Annotated in this window: 18 protein-coding genes; 4 read left to right on the forward strand and 14 right to left on the reverse strand. The window is 63.8% G+C overall.

Features of this window, described 5'->3' with window-relative positions; genetic code table 11:
• Window positions 1-34 precede the first annotated feature (34 nt).
• From LB519_RS00510 to LB519_RS00540, 7 genes are all read right to left on the reverse strand, one after another.
• Entirely contained in the window at window positions 35-973 is a 939-nt protein-coding gene (locus LB519_RS00510) for an alpha/beta hydrolase (RefSeq protein WP_224618298.1), read from the reverse strand.
• Between the two features lie 217 nt (window positions 974-1,190).
• On the reverse strand, window positions 1,191-1,973 hold the full coding sequence (locus LB519_RS00515) for a carnitinyl-CoA dehydratase (protein ID WP_013528298.1): 783 nt from the start codon (window positions 1,971-1,973) through the stop codon (window positions 1,191-1,193).
• A complete protein-coding gene (locus LB519_RS00520) occupies window positions 1,966-4,044 on the reverse strand; it encodes an acetate--CoA ligase family protein (RefSeq protein WP_224618300.1) in 2,079 nt (692 codons plus the stop codon). The genes LB519_RS00515 and LB519_RS00520 overlap by 8 nt, the downstream gene beginning before the upstream one ends.
• A 3-nt stretch (window positions 4,045-4,047) precedes the next feature.
• Window positions 4,048-5,211, reverse strand: a complete 1,164-nt coding sequence (locus LB519_RS00525) for an acyl-CoA dehydrogenase family protein (protein WP_013528296.1) — start codon at window positions 5,209-5,211, stop codon at window positions 4,048-4,050.
• Window positions 5,212-5,215: 4 nt separating this feature from the next.
• A complete protein-coding gene (locus LB519_RS00530) occupies window positions 5,216-6,319 on the reverse strand; it encodes a carnitine 3-dehydrogenase (RefSeq protein ID WP_024501970.1) in 1,104 nt (367 codons plus the stop codon).
• Entirely contained in the window at window positions 6,316-6,945 is a 630-nt protein-coding gene (locus LB519_RS00535; RefSeq protein WP_013528294.1) for an HD domain-containing protein, read from the reverse strand. Before LB519_RS00535 ends, LB519_RS00530 begins: the two co-directional genes overlap by 4 nt.
• Window positions 6,946-6,966: 21 nt before the next feature.
• A complete protein-coding gene (locus tag LB519_RS00540) occupies window positions 6,967-7,884 on the reverse strand; it encodes a 3-keto-5-aminohexanoate cleavage protein (protein ID WP_013528293.1) in 918 nt (305 codons plus the stop codon).
• 77 nt (window positions 7,885-7,961) lie between these two features.
• Here LB519_RS00540 and LB519_RS00545 point away from each other — a divergent pair, with 77 nt between their 5' ends.
• Complete coding sequence (locus LB519_RS00545; RefSeq protein ID WP_024501969.1) at window positions 7,962-8,942, forward strand: GlxA family transcriptional regulator; 981 nt, start codon at window positions 7,962-7,964, stop codon at window positions 8,940-8,942.
• Between the two features lie 11 nt (window positions 8,943-8,953).
• On the opposite strand, the gene LB519_RS00550 is transcribed toward LB519_RS00545, so the two are convergent.
• The 3 genes from LB519_RS00550 to xylA all read right to left on the reverse strand — a co-directional run bounded on the left by LB519_RS00550 (window position 8,954) and on the right by xylA (window position 11,464).
• Window positions 8,954-9,163: a hypothetical protein gene (locus LB519_RS00550; protein WP_013528291.1), complete on the reverse strand. Its 210-nt coding sequence runs from the start codon at window positions 9,161-9,163 to the stop codon at window positions 8,954-8,956.
• Window positions 9,164-9,425: 262 nt separating this feature from the next.
• Window positions 9,426-9,902: a GNAT family N-acetyltransferase gene (locus tag LB519_RS00555; RefSeq protein WP_224618301.1), complete on the reverse strand. Its 477-nt coding sequence runs from the start codon at window positions 9,900-9,902 to the stop codon at window positions 9,426-9,428.
• Window positions 9,903-10,138: 236 nt separating this feature from the next.
• Complete coding sequence (gene xylA, locus LB519_RS00560; protein ID WP_024501968.1) at window positions 10,139-11,464, reverse strand: xylose isomerase; 1,326 nt, start codon at window positions 11,462-11,464, stop codon at window positions 10,139-10,141.
• Window positions 11,465-11,576: 112 nt separating this feature from the next.
• On the opposite strand from xylA, the gene LB519_RS00565 reads away from it, so the two are divergent.
• On the forward strand, window positions 11,577-11,939 hold the full coding sequence (locus tag LB519_RS00565; protein WP_013528288.1) for a nuclear transport factor 2 family protein: 363 nt from the start codon (window positions 11,577-11,579) through the stop codon (window positions 11,937-11,939).
• A 32-nt stretch (window positions 11,940-11,971) separates the two neighbouring features.
• Here the strand turns inward: LB519_RS00565 and xylB are convergent, their stop codons facing one another.
• Both xylB and LB519_RS00575 read right to left on the reverse strand, forming a co-directional pair.
• A complete protein-coding gene (gene xylB, locus LB519_RS00570; RefSeq protein ID WP_027161005.1) occupies window positions 11,972-13,426 on the reverse strand; it encodes a xylulokinase in 1,455 nt (484 codons plus the stop codon).
• Between the two features lie 82 nt (window positions 13,427-13,508).
• A complete protein-coding gene (locus tag LB519_RS00575) occupies window positions 13,509-14,831 on the reverse strand; it encodes a tetratricopeptide repeat protein (protein ID WP_224618302.1) in 1,323 nt (440 codons plus the stop codon).
• 224 nt (window positions 14,832-15,055) lie between these two features.
• Between LB519_RS00575 and LB519_RS00580 the strand changes: the two genes are divergently transcribed.
• Complete coding sequence (locus tag LB519_RS00580; RefSeq protein ID WP_224618303.1) at window positions 15,056-17,845, forward strand: autotransporter outer membrane beta-barrel domain-containing protein; 2,790 nt, start codon at window positions 15,056-15,058, stop codon at window positions 17,843-17,845.
• 52 nt (window positions 17,846-17,897) lie between these two features.
• Here the strand turns inward: LB519_RS00580 and LB519_RS00585 are convergent, their stop codons facing one another.
• Window positions 17,898-18,521, reverse strand: coding sequence for a LysE family translocator (locus LB519_RS00585; protein ID WP_224618304.1), 624 nt, complete (start codon window positions 18,519-18,521; stop codon window positions 17,898-17,900).
• 96 nt (window positions 18,522-18,617) lie between these two features.
• Window positions 18,618-18,740, reverse strand: coding sequence for a hypothetical protein (locus tag LB519_RS31210; RefSeq protein WP_013528283.1), 123 nt, complete (start codon window positions 18,738-18,740; stop codon window positions 18,618-18,620).
• A 238-nt stretch (window positions 18,741-18,978) separates the two neighbouring features.
• On the opposite strand from LB519_RS31210, the gene LB519_RS00590 reads away from it, so the two are divergent.
• Window positions 18,979-19,746, forward strand: a complete 768-nt coding sequence (locus tag LB519_RS00590; protein WP_224618305.1) for a L,D-transpeptidase — start codon at window positions 18,979-18,981, stop codon at window positions 19,744-19,746.
• The last annotated feature ends 51 nt before the right edge of the window (window positions 19,747-19,797 follow it).

A 19,797-nucleotide genomic window follows, 5' to 3' on the forward strand; every position in this document is an offset into this window, starting at 1 on the left:
GGGGCGTCACCTGGTCCTCAGAGTTTGGCCGCGATCACCAGCGCCAGTCGCCCTGTCCAAGCGCGGTCACCGCACCGACGATCCGGGTGAAGCTGGTGCGGGCGCGGCCAATCGTGTGCCGGGCTCTGAGATAGCCGTGCACCAATCCCGGCTCCTCGAACCACGTCGCGTGGCCACCTGCCGTGATGATCAGGTCGCGATAGGTCTCGCCATCCGATGACAGCGGGTCGCATTCGGCGGTGATCAGCACTGTCGGCGGCAAGTTGGAGAAATCGGTGTCGGCAAGCGGGGCCAGCGTCGCATCGCCGCTACGGTCTTGCCCCCCAGTGCGAATGTGCTTGTAGAATTCGAGATCGCGCACGGTCAGCATCGGCGCTTCGGCGTGCTTGACATAGGAGCCTTTCGAGCGGTTTCCGCCGAGGCCGGGATAGATCAGCACCTGGCCGACCGGCCTTTTCGAATGGCCGCGCGTGGCGTGACTGACGGCGGCGCAGAGATTGCCGCCGGCGCTGTCGCCGCAGAGCACGATAGGATGATCGCGATTGGCGGCGGCCCATTCGAAGGCGCTCATGGCATCGTCAAAGGCGGCTGGATGCAAATGTTCCGGCGCCAGCCGGTAATCTACGGAGACCACCTCATAGCCTGTGCGCGAGCACAGCTCCGCGCAAACATCGTCGTGGCTGTCCAGCCCACCAAGGATGAAGCCACCGCCATGGACATAGAGCACCGTCACGGCTGCCTGAAGTGTGCTTCGGTAGATGCGGATCGGGATGTCATGCGTCGGCGTTGCAATGGCGGAGGTTTCGACAGCGACGCCCTCGGGGTAGCCGGCAAAGAATTCCCGGCACATGCGGTCGTAAATCTCGCGCTGCTGCACGATCGTGTAGTCGATCGTATCGGGCGGGTAATAGGAATTGGTGCGCTCGATGAAGGCCCAGGTCTCGGCGTCGATGAGCTTGATGTAGTCGGTCATGGGTGCTGGAGAGGCGGCCAAGGCTGAGCCTGGGCGCCCCCCTCTGTCCTGCCGGACATCTCCCCCTCAAGGAGGGAGATCGGATGTTGCGAAGGCTTTCGCCAACCTTCTGCGTCGCAAGAAGACTGCAGAGATCGAAGCTGCCAATCTCCTCCCTTGAGGGGGAGATGTCCGGCAGGACAGAGGGGGGTAAGCGCCGTCATTTCGGCAACAATCCTCACTTCCCCTTCCACACCGGCTCACGCTTCTCCGCAAAAGCACGAAAACCCTCCATATTGTCCTCGGAGCCATAGAGCGCATCGACCGTCGGCAATTGCCGGCGGGTCACCTTGTTCATGGCGTCCTGGAAGGTCAGCGCCTCGGCCACGCGCGCCGTCTCCTTGATCGCGGCAAACACCAGCGGTGGGCCGCCTGCGAGCAGCCGGGCGATCTCCCAGACGCGATCTTCCAGCTTTTCCTTGGGCAGCACTTCGTTGACCAAGCCCCAGCGATGCGCTTCAGCGACATCCATCCAGCGGCCGGTGAGCAGAAGGTCCATGGCGACATGGTAGGGGATGCGCTTCGGCAGCTTGATCGTCGCCGCGTCGGCCAGCGTGCCGGCTCGGATCTCGGGCAGCGCGAAGGAGGAATGATCGGAGGCGTAGATGAGGTCGCAGGACAGCGCCAGCTCGAAGCCGCCGCCGACCGCCATGCCGTTGACGCACGCGATGATCGGCTTGTTGAGGTCGCGCAATTCCTGCAGCCCGGCAAAGCCGCCGACGCCATAGTCGCCGTCGACCGCATCGCCGCCGGCAGCTGCTTTGAGGTCCCAGCCCGCGCAGAAGAACTTGTCGCCAGCGGTCTTGACGATGGCGACGCGCAATTCCGGATCGTCTCGGAACGCCTTGAAGGTCTCGCCCATCAGCCGCGAGGTCTTCAGGTCGATGGCGTTGGCCTTGGGCCGGTCGAGGGTGACTTCGAGGATGGTGCCCTCGCGGCGGGTCGAAATGACGTCAGACATTCTTGTTCTCTCCCAGCACCAGCAGCGCGTCGGCGATCCAGGCGCCCTTGCCCTCTGCACAGACGATCAGCGGGTTGATGTCGAGTTCCTCGATCTCCCCGGCATTCTGCTGCACGAAGGCGGCAATGCCAGAGATAGCATCGATGGCAGCCGCGACATCGGCCTTCGGCCGGCCGCGATAGCCTTCGAGCAGCGGGAACAGTTTCAGGCCGCGCAGCGCCGCCTCGATATCGTCGCGGGTCGCCGGCAGCATCAGCGTGACGCTGTCGCGCAACAGCTCGACCAGCACGCCACCAGTGCCGAGCGTCATCACCGCGCCGAACATCGGATCGCGGGTGAAGCCGACGATGAGTTCGGCAACACCGTCGCGCACCATGCGCTCGACATAGAGCCCGGTGCCGAGCGGCAACAGGTCATGCGCTGCGGTGCTGACGGATTCGGCATCCCTGAGATTGAGCCTGACAGCGCCAACTTCGGATTTGTGGGTGACGCCGAGCGCCTTCAACGCGACGGGAAAGCCGAGCGCCATGGACGAAATCACCGCTTCGACGGCATTGGCGGCGCGCTCGCCCTTCGGCACCGGCAGGCCGGCTTTGATCAGCCGTGACTTCGCCTCGGCTTCGTCGGGCGTGACGTGGTCCCCGCCAGAGGCGCCGGAGGCCGACGTGTCGATCGGCTGCGCCTGCGGTTCAGCCCAAGCCCAGCCGATGAAGGCTGCTGCGCCGGCTGCATCCATCGCTTCCGAAATGCCGAACAACGGCACCATGCCGCGCGCCATCAGTTCGGCAGTGTATTCCTCGGGCAGGTTCTCCGGCAGCGAGGAGACGATCGCACCATGCGCCTTGTTGGTCTTGAGCGCCGATTCGAAAGCGCGCAACGTCGCCCACCAGTCGGTGACCGAGCAGCGGTCGGGTCGCGGAAAATCGAGCACCAGCATGTTGAGGTCGAAACCGCCCGACACCATGGCGGTGAAGGTGGCGGTCATCGCCGGCTCGTTGTTCCAGATGAAGGTGTGATAGTCCAAGGGATTGGCGACCGCGACCAGCGGCCCGAGCGTCGATTTGACATGGGCGCGATGGCTGTCGGTCAGCACAGGGAAATTGACCCAGCGGCCTTCGGCGCTGTCGGCCATGACGGAGGCCTCGCCGCCGGAGCAGCTCATCGACGACAGCCTACAGCCGGGCAAAGGTCCGGTGATGTGCAGCAGCTTCAGCGCCTCGATGAAGGCGGGGATTGAATCGACACGCGCAATGCCGAGCCGCCGCAGGAACGCACCCGAGGCCGCGTCCGAGCCGGCGAGCGACGCGGTATGCGAGACAGTCGCTTGCCTGGCCTGTTCGGAACGGCCGACCTTCATGGCGATGATCGGCTTCTTCAGCTCGCGGGCTCGTGCCGCCAGCCGTTCGAAGCCGGCTACCGAATCGAAGGCCTCGATGTGCAGGCCGAGCGACGTGACGCGCTCATCCTCGATCAGGCCGAGCGCCATTTCGGATAGGCCGGTCTGCGCCTGGTTGCCGGCGGTCATCAGGAAGGCGATCGGCAGGCCGCGCTTCTGCATGGTCATGTTGATGGCGATGTTGGAGGACTGGGTGATGATGGCGACGCCCTTGCCGCCCTCGGCCAGTCTTATGCCGCCATGCTGGTCGGGCCACAGCAGCGCGCCGTCGGCATAATTGATCAGGCCGTAGCAATTCGGCCCGATGATCGGCATCTGGCCGGCCGCCGCGACCAGCTCGGCCTGCAGCCGCTCGCCATCATCGTCATAGGCCTCGGTTTCGAGGAAGCCGGCGGCAAAGCAGACGGCGCCGCCGGCGCCGCGTTCGGCCAGCGCCTTGATCACCTCGATGGTCAAATGCCGGTTGACGCCGACAAAGGCAGCATCCGGCGCGCCGGGCAGGTCAGCCACCGAACGATAGGCCTTGCGACCGGCAACCTCGTCCTTGGTCGGATGCACCGGCCAGATCTCGCCGGCAAAACCCATCTTGATCGATTGCGCGACGACGGCTGCGGCCTGCGCGCCGCCGAAGACGGCGATCGATTTAGGCCGCAGGAGACGCTCCAGTTTATGCATATGTTATGCCCCGAACGGGCGCAGCAGCGCCCTTGAAATGATGTGGCGCTGGATCTCGGATGTGCCTTCCCAGATGCGCTCGACGCGCGCGTCGCGCCAGATGCGCTCCAGCGGCAGATCGTCCATCAGCCCCATGCCGCCATGGATCTGGATCGCTTCATCGGCGACGTATGCGAGCATTTCGGTGGCCTTCAGCTTGGCCATGGCCATGTCCTGGTCGGTGACGGTGCCCTGATCGTACTTCCAGCCGGCTTCGAACACCATCAGGTCGGCGGCCTTCAATTCGGTCGCCATGTCGGCAAGCTTGAACGATACGCCCTGGAACTTGCCGATCTGCTGGCCGAACTGCTGGCGTTGCGCGGCGTATTCGACGGCATGGCCAAGCGCACGCTCGGCGCGACCGAGGCAGGTGGCGCCGACCTGCAGCCGGGTGGCGCCTAGCCAGGAATTGGCGACATCGAACCCCTTGTGGACTTCGCCCAACACTTGGGCTCCGGGTAGCCGGCAATCGTCGAATTCGAGGATGGCGTTGGTGTAGCCGCGATGCGAGACGTTGCGGTAGCCGTCACGGACGGTGAAGCCTTTGGTGCCCTTATCGACGAAGAAGGCGGTGATCTTCTTGCGTTTGCCGCGCGGCGAATCCTCTTCGCCTGAGGCCATGAAAACGATGGCGAAGTCGGCGAGGTCGGCGTGGGAGATAAAATGCTTGGTGCCGTTCAGCACCCAGTCGTCACCGTCCTGCACGGCGGTTGCCTTCATGCCACGCAAATCGGAGCCGGCGCCCGGCTCGGTCATCGCCAGGCAGTCCCATTTCTCGCCACGGATGCAGGGGAACAGATACTTTTCGCGCTGTTCGGGCGTGCCGGCCAGGAGGATGTTGGAGGGGCGCGCCACGCAGGTCCAGTGCAGCGCGTAATTGGCGCGGCCGAGTTCCTTCTCGTAGAGCAGCCAGGTCACCGTATCGAGGCCGGCTCCGCCGACATCGGCCGGCATGTTGGCGGCATAGAGCCCTGCCTCGATCGCCTTTACCTTGATCTCCTCGATCAGGTCGCGGCGCAGCACGCCGGTGCGCTCGACCTCGCGCTCATGCGGGTAAAGCTCGTTCTCGACGAACGCGCGCGTCGTCTCGACGATGAGCTTCTGTTCCTCCGACAGCCCGAAATCCATGCTCTCAGCCTTTCTTCTTGCCGGTCTTTTTCTTCGGCTTTTCGGCTTTCTTGACCGGTTTCAAGGCTTTGGCCTTCTCGGCCGCCTTGGAGGCCATGGGCTTCTTCGCCGCCAGCTTGGCCAGCTGCCTGGTATAGTCCTTATGCAGCGCGCCGGCGCCCCAGCCCTTGCCTTTGTTTTGTTTCGACAGCGCATCCATGATGGCGACCAGATTGTCGTCGCGGATCTTTTCCAGCTCGCGGATCGACAGCCCATGCGCCTGTTCGTCCGACTGCGTGGCGATCAGGTCGACCAGTTCGTCGTTGAACTCAGGCACGTCCATCAGCTTGGTCCATGGCCATTTCAGGCACGGCCCGAACTGCGCCATGAAATGGCGCATGCCGGCCTCGCCGCCGGCGACGCGATAGACCTGGAACATGCCCATCTGCGCCCAGCGCAGGCCGAAGCCGTAGCGCATGATGTCGTCGAGTTCCTCGACCGTGCAGATGCCGTCCTTGATCAGCCACAGCGCCTCGCGCCATGCCGCTTCGAGCAGGCGGTCGCCGACGAAGGCCTCGATCTCCTTGCGGATGACGACAGGCTTCATGCCGATCGAGGCATACATCTCCTTGGCGACCTCGATCGCCTCGGGGAAGGTCTGCTCGCCACCGACGATCTCCACCAGCGGCAGGAGATAGACCGGGTTGAACGGATGGCCGACGACCAGCCGCTCCGGATGCTTCTTCATCGCCACCTGCATGTCGGTCGGCTTGATGCCGGAAGTCGAGGAGCCGACAATCGCGTTGGCCGGCGCGTGAGCGTCGATCTCGGCCAGCACGCGGTGTTTCAGGTCGAGCCGCTCCGGCACGCTCTCCTGGATGAAATCGGCATCGGCGACCGCTTCGGCGATGGTCTTGGCGAAGGTCAGCTTGCCCTCTTTCGGCAGGCCGCCGGGCACCATCTGCTTGTAGGCGCGGCGCGCGCCCTTCATCACTTCGCCGACCTTGCGCGACGCCTCGGGATCGGGATCGAAGATCGACACGTCGATGCCGTTGAGCAGCAGGCGCGCCACCCAGCCGGCGCCGATCACACCGCCGCCGATGGCGGCTGCCTTGTTGATGATGCTCATGCTGAAGCTCCGGTTCTTGTCGCGGCGGTTGCGGGATCGATGAGGGGCACGCGCTCGCCGGCTCGGATCACCGAGGGATCGTAGGCCTTGCGGGCAAAGACTTCGAGCACGAAGGGCCGGAAGAATTCCATCGACAGCGTGTCATAGTCGGGGTCGAAGCTGGACTGGTCCCAGCGTTCGCAAAACTGGTCGCAATCGTCGAAATAAGCATGGCCGGCAAAGCGGTCGCGGGCGTGGCGGTTGCCGCCGAGATGATGGGCATAATAGAGCCGCTGGAAGTCGCCATGCTTTTCCACCACCCAAGTGCATTGCTCGCGCACGAAAGGCTTCAGGATCGAAGCGGCATATTCGTCGTGATTGTAAGGCGCATAGATGTCGCCGATGTCGTGCAGCAGCGCGCAAGCGATCCAGTCGGTGTCTGCGCCGTCGCGCCAGGCACGTGTCGCTGCCTGCAGCGAATGGCCGAGCCGGGTGATCTTGTAGCCGGAAAGACCCGCGTCGAGCTGCACCAGCGCGTCGAGCAGCCGCTCGCCGGTCCTGGCCGCATAGTCGATTTCATGCGCGGTCAGGAACTCGTAGTCGTCCCGGTCGCCATCCTTCATCGCGGTGAATTTTACGGTAGTCATGCCGACCCTCCCGACGAATAATTATGCCGCGATCGGCGCCCGCTTGGTGAGGTTGAGCTTCTGCCGTACCTCTTCCGGTCCAAGGATTCTGGCGCCGAGATTGGTGACGATGCTGGCGGCGCGCTCGACCAGCTGTGCGTTGGTGGCCAGCACGCCCTTGTCGAGCCACAGATTGTCCTCCAGCCCGACGCGGACATTGCCGCCGGCCAGCACCGCCGCCGCGGCATAGGCCATCTGATTGCGGCCGATGGCGAAGGCCGACCAGTTCCAGGTCGACGGCACATTGTTGACCATGGCCATGAAGGTGTTGAGGTCGTCAGGCGCACCCCACGGCACGCCCATGCAAAGCTGCACCAGCGCATCCGGGTTGAGCACCTTTTCCTCGACCAACTGCTTGGCGAACCACAGATGGCCGGTGTCGAAAGCCTCGATCTCCGGCTTGACGCCGAGCGCCGTCATCATGCCGCCCATGGCGCGCAGCATGCCGGGCGTGTTGGTCATGACATAGTCGGCCTCGGCGAAATTCATGGTGCCGCAGTCGAGTGTGCAGATTTCCGGCAGGCATTGGCGCACATGTTCCATGCGGTTGGTGGCACCGCCCATGTCGGTGCCTTTTTCGTTGAGCGGCAGCGGCGCTTCCGGCGATCCGAACACCATGTCGCCGCCCATGCCGGCGGTCAGGTTCAGGATGACGTCGACTTCTGCCGCGCGGATGCGCTCGGTCACTTCGCGGTAGAGATGCACGTCGCGCCTCGGCCTACCGGTCTCGGGATCGCGCACATGGCAATGCACGATGGCGGCGCCCGCCTTGGCCGCATCGATGGCGGAATCCGCGATCTGCTTGGGCGAGCGCGGCACATGCGGGCTGCGGTCCTGCGATCCGCCGGACCCGGTCACGGCACAGGTAATGAAGACCTCACGGTTCATCGCAAGCGGCATGGAACTCTCCTCCGAAAGAAATAGACCTCAACAATGCCCGACTTGCCGGAAACTGTTTTGCGTTTTACGAAGCTTCCATGACGAAAAGCGAAAAACCAACGATCTTTCGCGCCGAGCGCTCGCCGCTTAGGGTGACGCTGCTGGTATTTTCCGGGTCGTCGATCATGTGCGTCGCATCCGCCGTCGATCCACTGCGCGCGGCCAACCGCATCTCCGGCGAGACCCTGTTCGATTTCAAGCTGGTCTCGGTGACCGGCGAGGCTCCAGTCACCACTTGCGGCCTGCCGGTAGCGGTCGGCGGCCGCTTCGATGCGGGCGAGTCGACCGACGTTCTTGTCGTCGTCGCCGGCTTCGGCACCCAGAACTATGCGACATCGGCTCTGTTGTCCGGCCTGCGCCGGGCCGCACGCACGGCGCGCGCGTGCGGCGGTGTCGAAGCCGGCACCTGGCTGGTGGCGCGCGCCGGCCTGCTGGAAGGACGCAGCGCCACCACCCACTGGGAGGACATGGAGGATTTTTCCTCGGCCTTTCCCGGCGTCGACGTGCGTCCGGACCGTTATGTCATCGACGGGCCGGTGTTCACCTCGGGCGGCGCGTCGCCGACCTTCGACCTGATGCTGCATCTCATCCGCACGAGGCTCGGCATGGCCGTCGCGCTCGATGTCGCCAGCGTCTTCATCTACGATCAGGCGCGCGCCGCCACCGACGCACAGCCGCTGGTCTCGCTCGGCCGGCTCGATGGCTACGATCCGCGGCTGGCGCAAGCCATCCGGCTGATGGAAGCGCATGTCGACCAGCCGCTGACCATTGAAGCGGTGGCCAAGCGCGCCGGCGTGACGGCACGGACGCTGGAGAGCATCTTTCGCAAATCGATCGGCGAGACACCGGGCGCCTATTACCTCAGGCTGCGCCTGGGCGCCGCGCGCCGGCTGGTGGTCGATACAAGGATCGCCATGGCCGATATTGCCGGGCGGACCGGATTCTCATCCGCCGCGGCGTTTTCAAGAGCGTTTTCAAGGGCTTTCGGCGAAGCGCCGGTCAGGCTGCGCCGGGGCTGACTATGATAGAATCAGGCAGCGTTCTGACGGTCGCTGCCGCCGTCGATCTGCGAGCGCATTTGCTTGGCAAGATGGGTCTCGAAACGGCTGGCCACAGCGCGATCCCATTCGTTCGAGCGGCGCGTGCCGTCCTTCGGATGCGGCATTGCCATCAGCCGGTCGATGATCGATCCAGCCTCGCCAGGTGAGAGCAGGGCGTCGATTTCACGTTCGTTCTGCATATCGGTTCGCCTCCTTCTTCCTCTCCCGCCACGAGCCACTCTTATACGAGATTCGTGACGGCAGTTTGAAGGCAAGAGCGAGGTCATTGAAGGGCGTCGAAGGGCAAAACCATGTCGCTCTGGACCGGGCCATGCGCAAAGCTGTTCCTGCGCCCAGGCAGGTCAGGTCAACGAGAAATCTATTGTTGGATTGCGCAATTCCCAAGGCAAAGCGCTGTACGCTTTTCCCGGGGAAACCGTTACCCACTTTTCCTGGAATTGCTCAAAGCCGCTTTTCGAACAGCACCGTGGTGAAGCCACTGTCCCATTCGTCATCGGGATAGCGGCTTTTCTCGATATAGCCGACCGCTTTGTAGAGTGCTTGTGCGGGCAGGTTGAACGTGTCGGTCTCCAGCCGCGCCTGCGCCAATCCGGCCGCACTGACCGCCTGTTCGGCATGGGAAAGCAGCTTGCGGCCGACACCTTGGCCTTGACGGGATGCCATCACGTGCAGGGCCTCGATGAAATCCGCGCGCCAATGGATCAAGCCGGCGACCTCGCCATCGATCTCGGCAACGGCGAATTCAGGCCAGCTCTGGTCGACATAGCGCCCGCCAATATCCGTCTCGACATAGCGTTGCGCGGCTGCTTCGGTGATGTTCGGCAGCCAGGTGCCTTCGAAGGTTTCCTGCAGCACCTGCTTCAGCGCCGGAATATCGCTCGCGTGCGCCGGGCGCACGATGATTCGATCCTCTGCCATTTCCGTCTCCTGCCAATGCATGTCGCCCAAAGTGCACAGCGATTTGGGACGACGACATGCCGCCGCACGGGTCCTCTTTCGGTGACACGTGTAGCGTCCTGGTCTCACGCAGGCTGCCGAAGATCTGTGCGATCCTCGGCAGCTTGTCGCGAAGTGGGCTGACTAGCAGATGGCGATGGCGGCGGCTTTCAGCCAGTGGCGCCGGATGTCGGTCCAAAGATGAAGCGGCGCTCGCCCTACACGTAGCGGTTGACGATGTTTTCCAGCAGTTCCTGGCGGCCGGACCTCGGCTGCGGCTCGATCTTCTTCTTGACGACACGCTCGGCGATATCCTCAAGCGTGCGCTTGCCGGCAAGCATCGCCTTGCCCTCGGCCGTGTTCCAGCCGGCATAGCGTTCGGCCAGCGGCGCCGACAGTGCCTTGTCCTCGACCATGCGCGCCGCGGCTTTCAGGCCGCGAGCGCAAGAGTCCATGCCGCCGATATGGCCGATCAGCAGGTCCTGCGGATCGAGCGACTGGCGGCGCAGCTTGGCGTCGAAATTGGTGCCGCCGGTCTTGAAGCCGCCAGCCTGCAGGACTTGGTAGTAGGCCAGTGCCATTTCCGGCACGTTGTTGGGGAACTGGTCGGTGTCCCAGCCCGACTGGTAGTCGTTGCGATTCATATCGATCGAACCGAAAATGCCGAGCGCATTGGCCAGAGCCAGTTCGTGCTCGAAGGAATGGCCGGCCAGAATGGCGTGGCCCTGCTCGATATTGACCTTGACCTCCTTCTCCAGCCCGAAGCGCTTGAGGAAGCCGTAGACCGTGGCGACATCGTAATCGTACTGATGCTTGGTCGGCTCCTGCGGCTTCGGCTCGATCAGGATCGTGCCCTTGAAGCCGATCTTGTGCTTGTAGTCGACGACCATGCTGAGGAACCGGCCGGCCTGTTCCTGCTCGCGCGCAAGGTCGGTGTTGAGCAGGGTCTCATAGCCTTCGCGCCCGCCCCACAGCACGTAGTTTTCGCCCTTCAGCCGCTTGGTGACGTCGATACAGCTTTTCACCGTCGCCGCCGCGTAGGCAAAGACATCCGGATCGGGATTGGTGGCCGCGCCCGACATGAAGCGGCGGTTCGAGAACAGATTGGCGGTGCCCCAAAGCAGCTTGACGCCGGTCTGCTTCATCTTGCCCGCGAAGTAGTCGGCGATCTCATCGAGGCGCGCCGCACTCTCGGAAAAATCCTTGCCTTCCGGCCGTACATCGGCGTCGTGGAAGCAGAAGTAGGGCGCGCCGAGCAACGAGAACATCTCGAAGGCGACGTCTGCTTTCAGTTTTGCCAGCTCCATCGTGTCGGTGCCGCCGGCCTTGGGAAACCACGGCCGGTCGAAAGTCTGGCCGCCGAACGGATCGCCACCCGGCCAGGCAAAGGAGTGCCAGTAGGCAACGGCGAAGCGCAGATGATCTTCCAGCCGCTTGCCGGCGACGACCTCATCGGGATTGTAGAACCTATAGGCCAGCGGATTGGTCGAATCCGGCCCTTCATATTTGATCTTCTGGATGTCGCCGAAAAATCCACTGCTCATGATTTCTGTCCTCTCACAAAGTTCTGACGCCATTACCTCAGGCGTAATTGGTTTCACGCCGGCGCTGGTTGAAAAGGGTCATGTCAAAGCCACCAAACGAAGGAGACAGACCATGACCGACCTCACCAAGATCGCTAAAAACTACATCACCGCCTGGAACGAAAGCGATGCCGGCCGCCGGGCCGAATTGCTCAAGGCGACCTTCACGGAAGACGTCAGCTACCGCGATCCGCTCATGCAGGGTGATGGCCATGAAGGCGTCGCGGCTCTGATCGACGGCGTGCAGCAGCGCTTTGCCGGTTTCCGGTTCTCGCTGAAGGGTACGCCGGACGGTTTTGCCGACAAGATCCGCTTCTCGTGGAATCTCGGACCTGAGGGGACGCCTTCGGTGATCGAAGGTACCGACATCGGAATCATCGAGAACGGCCGCCTCAAGAGCGTCACCGGTTTTCTCGACAAGGTGCCGGCGCAGTGAGCCGGACAGCCGCGGCGTGGGCGAAAGACCGTTCACGCCGTGGCGACCCTGATTGCCGGGTACAGCGCCCGGTAGCGCTGATAGGCATCGGCATAGGCGCCGCCGAGCGCCGCATCCGGTTCGATAGTTGCGTCCGTCCTCGGGGCCGTACAGATTTCGAGCGGATCGGCACCCGTCGCCGCGATCAGGCCGAGCCGCGCGGCACCAAAGGCGGCGCCGAAGTCGCCGTCGGCAGGAATGTCGACAGGCAGTTGAAGCGCGGTGGCAATCGCCTTCAACCAGTAGCGTGAGCGCGAACCGCCGCCGATCGCCGTCACCCGCGTCAAGGCTGTGCCGGCCGTGGCCAGCGCTTCGAGGCTGTCGCGGAAGGCAAAGGCTACACCCTCCAGCACGGCCTGGGTCAGCACGGCACGGCTCGATTGATGCGCCAGCCCGGTGAACGCGCCGCGAATGGCGGAATCATTGTAGGGCGTGCGCTCACCCGAGAGGTATGGCAGGAAGGACACGCCGCTCGGCGCCTTCAATGTGTCGCCGAGCTCAGTGGTCAACTCGCCGGCGCTCTTCCCGGTGATTTCCGACAGCCAGTTGAGCGAATCGGTTGCCGACAGGATGACCCCCATCTGGTGCCACGTGTTCGGAAGCGCGTGGCAGAAGGTGTGAACCGCGCTAGCCGGGTTGGGCAGGTAGGAAGCGTTGGCGGCAAACAGCACACCCGACGTGCCGAGCGAAACAAAAGCGTGGCCGGCGCCAACCGTGCCCATGCCGCAGGCCGAGGCCGCGTTGTCGCCGGCGCCACCGGCGATCGGAATGCCGGCCTGGACGCCCCACTTCGATGCCAATTCGCTGCGCAATGCTCCTGCCTTCTGCGTACCCTCGACCAGCGACGGCATCTGCTTTTCATCGAGCGATGTCGCCGCGAGCAAATCCGCACTCCAGCGCCGCTTGCCGACATCGAGCCAGGACGTGCCGGCAGAATCCGACATTTCCGAAATGTGCTCGCCCGAAAGCCAGAGCCGCAGGAAATCCTTGGGCAGCAGCACTTTTGCGACCTTGGCGAAGACAGCGGGCTCGTTGTTCTTCACCCAGGCCAGTTTCGGCGCGGTGAACCCGGGAAAGACGATGTTGCCGGTCAGGGCGCGGAAACGCGGATCGGCATCGAGGACGGCGGCCTCGGCATGGCTGCGCGTGTCGTTCCACAGGATGCAGGGGCGCAGCACCTTGTCGGCGGCGTCAAGCAGCGTGGCGCCATGCATCTGGCCGGACAGGCCAATGCCCTTGACTGCCGCGAGTTCATGCGGATGGGAGGATTTGAGCTCGGCGATTGCGTCTTCGCAGGCCCGGATCCAGTGCTCGGGATTCTGTTCCGACCAGCCGGGGTGCGGCCGTGAAACATCAAGCGAACCATGGCCGGAACCGATGACGGTTTGCCCGGCATCGATCAGCAGCGCCTTGACGCCCGACGTCCCGAGATCGAGGCCCAGATACATGTCTTCCTCCCACGCCAGTTAATTTTTTCGGGTCTCGAAAAAATCTGGCTTGGCCAGTTTTTAAAACAAGATCCGCTTCGGGTCAATTCTCCGACAAATCGGCGGCGCGTCGCACAAACAGCGCTGACAGCGGACTGTCGGGCCGCGCCATCGAACGCTCCGCCGTGAGCGCCTTGGCCAGCGCACCCTCACCGGCGCGCAAGGCCGCCTCGATCAGCGTCAGGTCGATGACGTCGCGCTGGGCGTGGCTGCCACCGAAACGATGTGCGATCGCCCGGATCGGCCGGATCAGGCGCGCGGTCTCGGCGTAGCTGCCCTCACCGAATGCCTTGATGGCGAGCGTCAGCGGATGGCCGACATCCCGCGTGAAAGCCGCATTGTCGTCGCTGCCACGCATGGCCTCGCGCTGAGCCTCGAGCAAGGCGAGGGCCGGCGCATCTAACCCGGCACCCACGAAGGCCATCATCGCGTGGGCGTCGTTGAAGGCATAAAGACCCGCTCCCGCCTTGCCCCAGTTGGCGGCGAGCGCCGCCCAGCGGTCGCCGACATCGACGCCGCCGAGGTGGAGCCGCCACAGGATTGCCGAGGCATCGACCATGTTGAGCGCCATCGTCGATTGCACGCTGTAGATAGGGCCGTCATAGAGGGCCAGCACCGCGTCGGTCTCGCCGAGATCATAGTGGAACAGCGCCAGGTGCCACCAATTGTGGACCTGCAGGAAGCTCTCCCGTGTCCACGCTTCCGGATTGGCGCGCATCCAGGCAATGCCATCCCTTTGCCGGCTTTGCATCTCCATGACATGGGCGACGGCGTGCTGCGCCCAGCCGTCGCGCGGCTCGATGTCGACTGCCTCGCGGCCAAGCTGCTCGGCCCTGACATAGTCACCCATTTCCTCCAGCCCGAAAGCCTGCATGCCGAGCATGGCGTGGTAGCCGGGCATGCCGCTTTGCCACGAAGGCAGGGCACGAGCGATGCGGTCGCGCAGCATGCGGGCATTGCCGGTGAAGAAATCGATCTGGTGGCCGACCTGCAGCGCCAGCCCGTCGCGCGGGGTCTCGATGGTGATGTCCTCGAGAACGCGGCTGGCCTCATGCCAGCGCCCGCTGGCGAGATGGCCAAGGGCCGAGACATGCGCCCGCTCGCGCGTGGTCGCGGCAAGCGGCAGTGCGGTCTCATGGCAAGCCTTGGCCACGGCCGTCGCCTCCCGCTCGGTGGCGAGGCCGAACAGATATCCCTTGAAGACATGGGCCATGACGAAGCCGGGATCTTCCGCGATGGCGCGGTCGACGGAGGCTACGGGATCGCCGATGAAGCACTGCAGTTCACGCACTGCCTGGCTGTAAGGCGTGAATCCCGCCTCCGTCGCGCCCGAAAGTGCCAGGCCGAATGCGTCCCTGATTGCCATGCGATGTCCTTTATCGACCCGTGACAGGCCCTTGATCCTTCGGCCCAAAGCGATCCTAAAGCATAGGCCACGGACACGCCAACCGTGCGCTACGCCAGACCTTTCAGTAGTCTTTGCAGTTTAGCAACCATGCGGGGCAGATTAGGCTTTGTAAAATTGAATGAATTGTGTCTTCATTGCGGCGGCTGGCGGGGGCTGGAAATCGCGAATCGAGAGGGGACGCGATGCGGCATGTGAAGAACTCGCTTCCGAACAGTCGTTCGGCAGATGCGCAGGTGACAATTGCTTCGCAACGGCGAAAGCCGCATCCGTTACATCCGTGGCTTATTAGCATCCTCTCAACTACAGCTTTTGCGTTGCTGCCCAACTCCGCCGCGTTTGCCGCATGCGTGCTGGCTCCATCCGCCGGAAACACCGTCTACACCTGTGACAGCGGCGACTCAGGCGGCAGCCTCACCGATCTCGACGGCGACAACACGCTGAATTTTCCCGCCGGCGGCACCGGGCAGATATCAGGCAATGTGACCTTTGGCGTCGGCACGGACCGCATCGACATGCAGTCCGGCACCATCACCGGCGCCGTCGATCAGGGTGGCGGCACGGATTTCTTCACCATTGGCGCGGGCACCGTCGCCGGCAATGTCCAGCAGGGCGCCGGCATCGACGACTTCAACATGAGCGGCGGCCAGATCGGCTCGCTCAACCAGGGCGACGGCCTCGACACCTTCACCATGACCGGCGGACGCATCGTCGATTTCTTCGACGATGGCGACCACGCGGTGATGACCGGTGGCCGCATCGGCCGGGTCAACATGAAGCTCGATCAGAACTATTTCAACATGTCAGGCGGCACCATCGACCGCAACCTCGTCACCGGCTTCGACAAGGACACGATCATCCTGTCGGGCGGCACCATCGGCGGCAACATCAGCGTCAGCGGCGGCAATGACAGCGTCACGGTCACCGGCGGCACGGTCGGTGGCGATATACTGATGAGCTTTGGCGCCGACAATTTCGTCTGGAACGGTGGCGGCATCGTTTATGGTTCCGTCGATCTCGGCGGCGATAACGACACCGCCAGGCTCAGCAACCTCACCAACGCCAATCTCGGTGCCACGGATGCCATATCAGGTGGTGCCGGCACCGATGCGCTGACCCTGGACAACGTCAAACTGGATGGCGTCAGCCGGCTCCAGAACTGGGAAAGCATCGACGCCACCAATGACACCCAGCTGACGATGGACAGCAATCTGGTGCTCGGCGACAGCGGCACCGGCACGGGTTCGCTCAGTGTCGATGCCGCAAGCACGCTCTATGGCGGCGGCTTCAATGCGGCGATCCAGGCGTTTACGGCAGGCCAGCTGGCTCAGGTCACCAATGCCGGCCGCATCGACCTGACCAATGGCAGCACCGGCGCCACCGACAGCCTGACGATTTCGGGCAATTATGTCGGCCTGGGTGGCCTGCTGCTTATCCAGACCGAGCTCGGTGACGATTCCTCCGCATCCGACAAGTTGGTCCTGTCGAGCGGAACGGCTTCCGGTTCGACCGGCATCTCCGTGGTCAATCTCGGCGGCGCGGGGGCTGCGACCACGCAGGACGGCATCATGGTCATCCAGGCAATCAACGGCGCCACCTCGGGCGCCACGACATTCGCGCTCGACGCCCCGGTCGCCGCCGGGGCCTTTGAATATTATCTGTTCAAGGGCGGCGTCAGCGCCGGCAGCGAGGAGAACTGGTACCTGCGCTCGACGCTGAACACGCCGGCCCCGCCGGCCGCAGCCCCGCCGGCGCTGGAGCCTGCTCCGCCGCCGGCACCTGAGCCGCCGGCGGCCGAACCGCCGCCGCCGCCGCCCATCGACCCTGCGCCGCCGCCTCCGCCGGAATCCACCCCCGGCGATCCCGATCCGGTTGATCCGGCGCCGCCGGTCGTGCCGACCGATCCGCCGCCCGCGACACCACCGGCACCACCACCGGCACCAGTGGCGGATCCGCCCCCGCCGCCGCCGGTGGTGCCAACTGAGGTGCCCGACCTGCCGACACCGGCGGCGGGCGAGGAAATCCTGCTCTATCGCATCGAGGTTCCGGTCTATTCGGCCTTGCCGCCGGTCGCCGAACATCTGGCGATGACGACGCTCGGCACATTCCACGAACGGCGCGGCGAGCAGAGCCTGTTGTCGAACACCGAGCTGTCGCCGGTCTGGGGCCGCATCTTCGGTCAGGACAGCAAAATGGCCTATTCAGGAACGGTATCGCCGTCCTTTGACGGCACCCTGTTCGGCCTCCAGGCGGGCTTCGATCTGTTCGGCCGCGAAACCGCGTCGGGCCAGACCGATCGCGCCGGCCTGTTCGTCGCCTATGCCAGCATGAATGGCGACGTGCGCGGCCAGGCGCTGGGCAGGGACAATCTGTCCGTCGGCAGCATGGATATCAACGGCACCAGTGTCGGCGGCTACTGGACCCGGATCGGTCAGGGTGGCTGGTACCTGGACGGCGTCCTCATGGCCACCTTCTTCGGCGGCAACGCAACATCGTCGCGCGACATTGGCATCGACGTCGGCGGGACCGGCGTCACCGCTTCGCTGGAAGGCGGCTATCCCATCGCGCTGGCGCAAGGCTGGACGCTTGAACCGCAGGCGCAACTGGTCTGGCAGCAATTGTCGCTCGACGATGCGTCGGACCGCTTTGCTTCGGTTTCCTTCGATACGGACGGCAGCGTGACCGGCCGGCTCGGCGCACGGCTGCAAGGCGAAACAACGATCAATGGCATGGCGCTGCAGCCGTATCTCAAGGCCAACATCTGGCACGATTTCGGCGGCACCAGCCATGTCAATTTCGACACCACCGACATCTCGACCGAGGGCAGATCGACCTCGTTCGAGTTCGGCGGCGGCGTGATTGCCAAGGTGACGGACAAGGTCAGCATCTTCGCCACCGGCGACTACACCACCAATCTCGGTGGCGACAAGCGTCGGATCCTCGAAGGCAATCTGGGCTTCAGCGTCAAATGGTAAGGCCGGTCATGATCCCGAAAACCAGTTTCGGGATCATGATCAAAAAAACAGCTTAATTGCTGGAACGCATCGCCACCGTGGCGATGCCGGCGCCGACCAGCAGCGTGCCGCCGGTGCGGTTGAAGATGCGGATCGCCTTGGGATTGCGCACCACGTTGCGTGCGCGTGCCGCGATCAGCGCATAGCCGAAGGCATTGGCGAAGGCGAGCGCCAGGAAGGTCGTCTCGAAGATCAGTATCTGCGTCCAGAAATCGGCGTGCCGGTCGAGGAACTGCGGCAGGAAGGCAACGAAGAACGTGATGCTTTTCGGGTTGAGCGCGGTGACGAGCCAGGCGTGCGCCATCATCTTGGCCGAGGAGACCGCGTCGGTGCGCGGTTCGGCCTTCAACGCGCCGCCGGCGCGAAACAGTTTCACGCCAAGATAGATCAGATAACCGGCGCCGATCAGCTTCAGGATGGTGAAGACGGTCGCCGAAGCCGCCAGCAGCGCGCCGATACCCAGCATCGACAACGTCATCGCAGTGAAATCCCCCAACGCCACGCCGACGGCCATCGGCAGAGCGGTACGCCAGCCCTGGCCCAGCGCATAGGACACGACGAGAAGGATGGTCGGTCCCGGAATGATGAGAAGGATCGTCGATGCGGCAGCGAAGGCGGCCCAGTTTTCGAAGGACATGCTCGTCTCCTTTGAGCTTAAAGAAGAGGATAAATCCTTAGGCCCGGAAGAATGTAAAGAGGCGATTTCCCTAACTGCGCCAGCGGCAGATCGGTGTCAGTTCGCGCCGCTCAGCGTGCTCACTATATCGGCCAGGCTGACATTGGCACCGAGAACGGTTGCCGCCGCGACAATGGCAGCGGCAAAAAGCTTGATGTCGGTTTTTAAGGTCTTGCACATGGAGGCCCCTCGCTGATGGTTCGAGGAGTAGGAGACGCCGGCGCCGGGAATATGACTCGACCGAGGTCTTTTTGTGCAGCAGCCTGCGCTCAAGTTCAGGCAAGAAGGTCGAACATCGCCAAGGCCATGCGCAAATGCAGGCTGTGCAAGGTCTTCACGCTTTATCAACCATGAATGAGGAAAATGCCTGCTATCCGGCCGGACCGTGCTTCCCGCCGACAGCGTAGGGTCTGGGTATATGCGTGAGTTGCCGCAAGGTCTGACGCCGCCGCGAAATGGCGACGCAATCGAAACCGATCATCATCTTTCCCGCCGCGCCATCCTGTCCGGGGCAGGGGCGCTTGCGCTGCTGAGCGCCGCCGGTTGCTCGACCTCGGGCGGGGGCCTGCCGGCGCTCGGGCTCGACGACGTCACCACGGGTTCCGTGCGGCCGATCCGGCCAAGCATCAGCGTCGACAAGAACATCACCAGTCCCGGCGTCATGTATGCCGGGCTGACCGACGGCGGCTTCAACGTGCCGGAAGTGCCATATCTGAAGGTCAAGCCGGAATTCCGCCGCCAGATCGTCGTCGACACGACAGGCGAGGCGCCCGGCACCATCGTCGTCCATCTCAAGGAGCGCATGCTCTATCTGGTCCAGCCGGGTGGCGACGCCATTCGCTACGGCGTCGGCATCGGCAAGGACGGTTTCCGCTGGTCCGGCCGCGCCAATATCCAGTACGGCCGGGAATGGCCGACCTGGACGCCGCCGCCGGAGATGATCGCCCGCAAGCCTGAACTGGTGAAATGGCAGGCCGGACAGCCCGGCGGCCTCACCAATCCGCTCGGCGCGCGTGCCCTCTACATCTACCAGGACGGCAAGGACACCGGCTATCGCATCCACGGCTCGCCCGAATGGTGGAGCATCGGGCAAGCGATGTCGTCGGGCTGCGTGCGCCTGATCAACCAGGACATCATCGACCTCTACAGCCGCGTCTCCAAGAAAAATCCGGTCGTCGTCGTCTGACGCTTATGCGGCGTGTTGGCGCCGCTCGAAACTCCCGTTGCGCGATGCGGC

Origin of the sequence: Mesorhizobium sp. AD1-1, assembly GCF_020164655.1 — a bacterium.
Taxonomy (GTDB): Bacteria; Pseudomonadota; Alphaproteobacteria; order Rhizobiales; family Rhizobiaceae; genus Mesorhizobium; species Mesorhizobium ciceri.

Excerpts from the sequence above, each read along its gene's own strand:
- LB519_RS00585 (WP_224618304.1), bottom strand. The coding sequence starts at position 18,521 with ATGTCCTTCGAAAACTGGGCCGCCTTCGCTGCCGCATCGACGATCCTT.
- LB519_RS00580 (WP_224618303.1), top strand. The coding sequence starts at position 15,056 with ATGCGGCATGTGAAGAACTCGCTTCCGAACAGTCGTTCGGCAGATGCG.
- LB519_RS00575 (WP_224618302.1), bottom strand. The coding sequence starts at position 14,831 with ATGGCAATCAGGGACGCATTCGGCCTGGCACTTTCGGGCGCGACGGAG.
- LB519_RS00540 (WP_013528293.1), bottom strand. The coding sequence starts at position 7,884 with ATGCCGCTTGCGATGAACCGTGAGGTCTTCATTACCTGTGCCGTGACC.
- xylA (WP_024501968.1), bottom strand. The coding sequence starts at position 11,464 with ATGAGCAGTGGATTTTTCGGCGACATCCAGAAGATCAAATATGAAGGG.
- LB519_RS00555 (WP_224618301.1), bottom strand. The coding sequence starts at position 9,902 with ATGGCAGAGGATCGAATCATCGTGCGCCCGGCGCACGCGAGCGATATT.
- LB519_RS00515 (WP_013528298.1), bottom strand. The coding sequence starts at position 1,973 with ATGTCTGACGTCATTTCGACCCGCCGCGAGGGCACCATCCTCGAAGTC.
- LB519_RS00550 (WP_013528291.1), bottom strand. The coding sequence starts at position 9,163 with ATGCAGAACGAACGTGAAATCGACGCCCTGCTCTCACCTGGCGAGGCT.
- LB519_RS00535 (WP_013528294.1), bottom strand. The coding sequence starts at position 6,945 with ATGACTACCGTAAAATTCACCGCGATGAAGGATGGCGACCGGGACGAC.
- LB519_RS00520 (WP_224618300.1), bottom strand. The coding sequence starts at position 4,044 with ATGCATAAACTGGAGCGTCTCCTGCGGCCTAAATCGATCGCCGTCTTC.
- LB519_RS00545 (WP_024501969.1), top strand. The coding sequence starts at position 7,962 with ATGACGAAAAGCGAAAAACCAACGATCTTTCGCGCCGAGCGCTCGCCG.
- LB519_RS00510 (WP_224618298.1), bottom strand. The coding sequence starts at position 973 with ATGACCGACTACATCAAGCTCATCGACGCCGAGACCTGGGCCTTCATC.
- LB519_RS00525 (WP_013528296.1), bottom strand. The coding sequence starts at position 5,211 with ATGGATTTCGGGCTGTCGGAGGAACAGAAGCTCATCGTCGAGACGACG.
- LB519_RS31210 (WP_013528283.1), bottom strand. The coding sequence starts at position 18,740 with ATGTGCAAGACCTTAAAAACCGACATCAAGCTTTTTGCCGCTGCCATT.
- xylB (WP_027161005.1), bottom strand. The coding sequence starts at position 13,426 with ATGTATCTGGGCCTCGATCTCGGGACGTCGGGCGTCAAGGCGCTGCTG.
- LB519_RS00565 (WP_013528288.1), top strand. The coding sequence starts at position 11,577 with ATGACCGACCTCACCAAGATCGCTAAAAACTACATCACCGCCTGGAAC.
- LB519_RS00530 (WP_024501970.1), bottom strand. The coding sequence starts at position 6,319 with ATGAGCATCATCAACAAGGCAGCCGCCATCGGCGGCGGTGTGATCGGC.
- LB519_RS00590 (WP_224618305.1), top strand. The coding sequence starts at position 18,979 with ATGCGTGAGTTGCCGCAAGGTCTGACGCCGCCGCGAAATGGCGACGCA.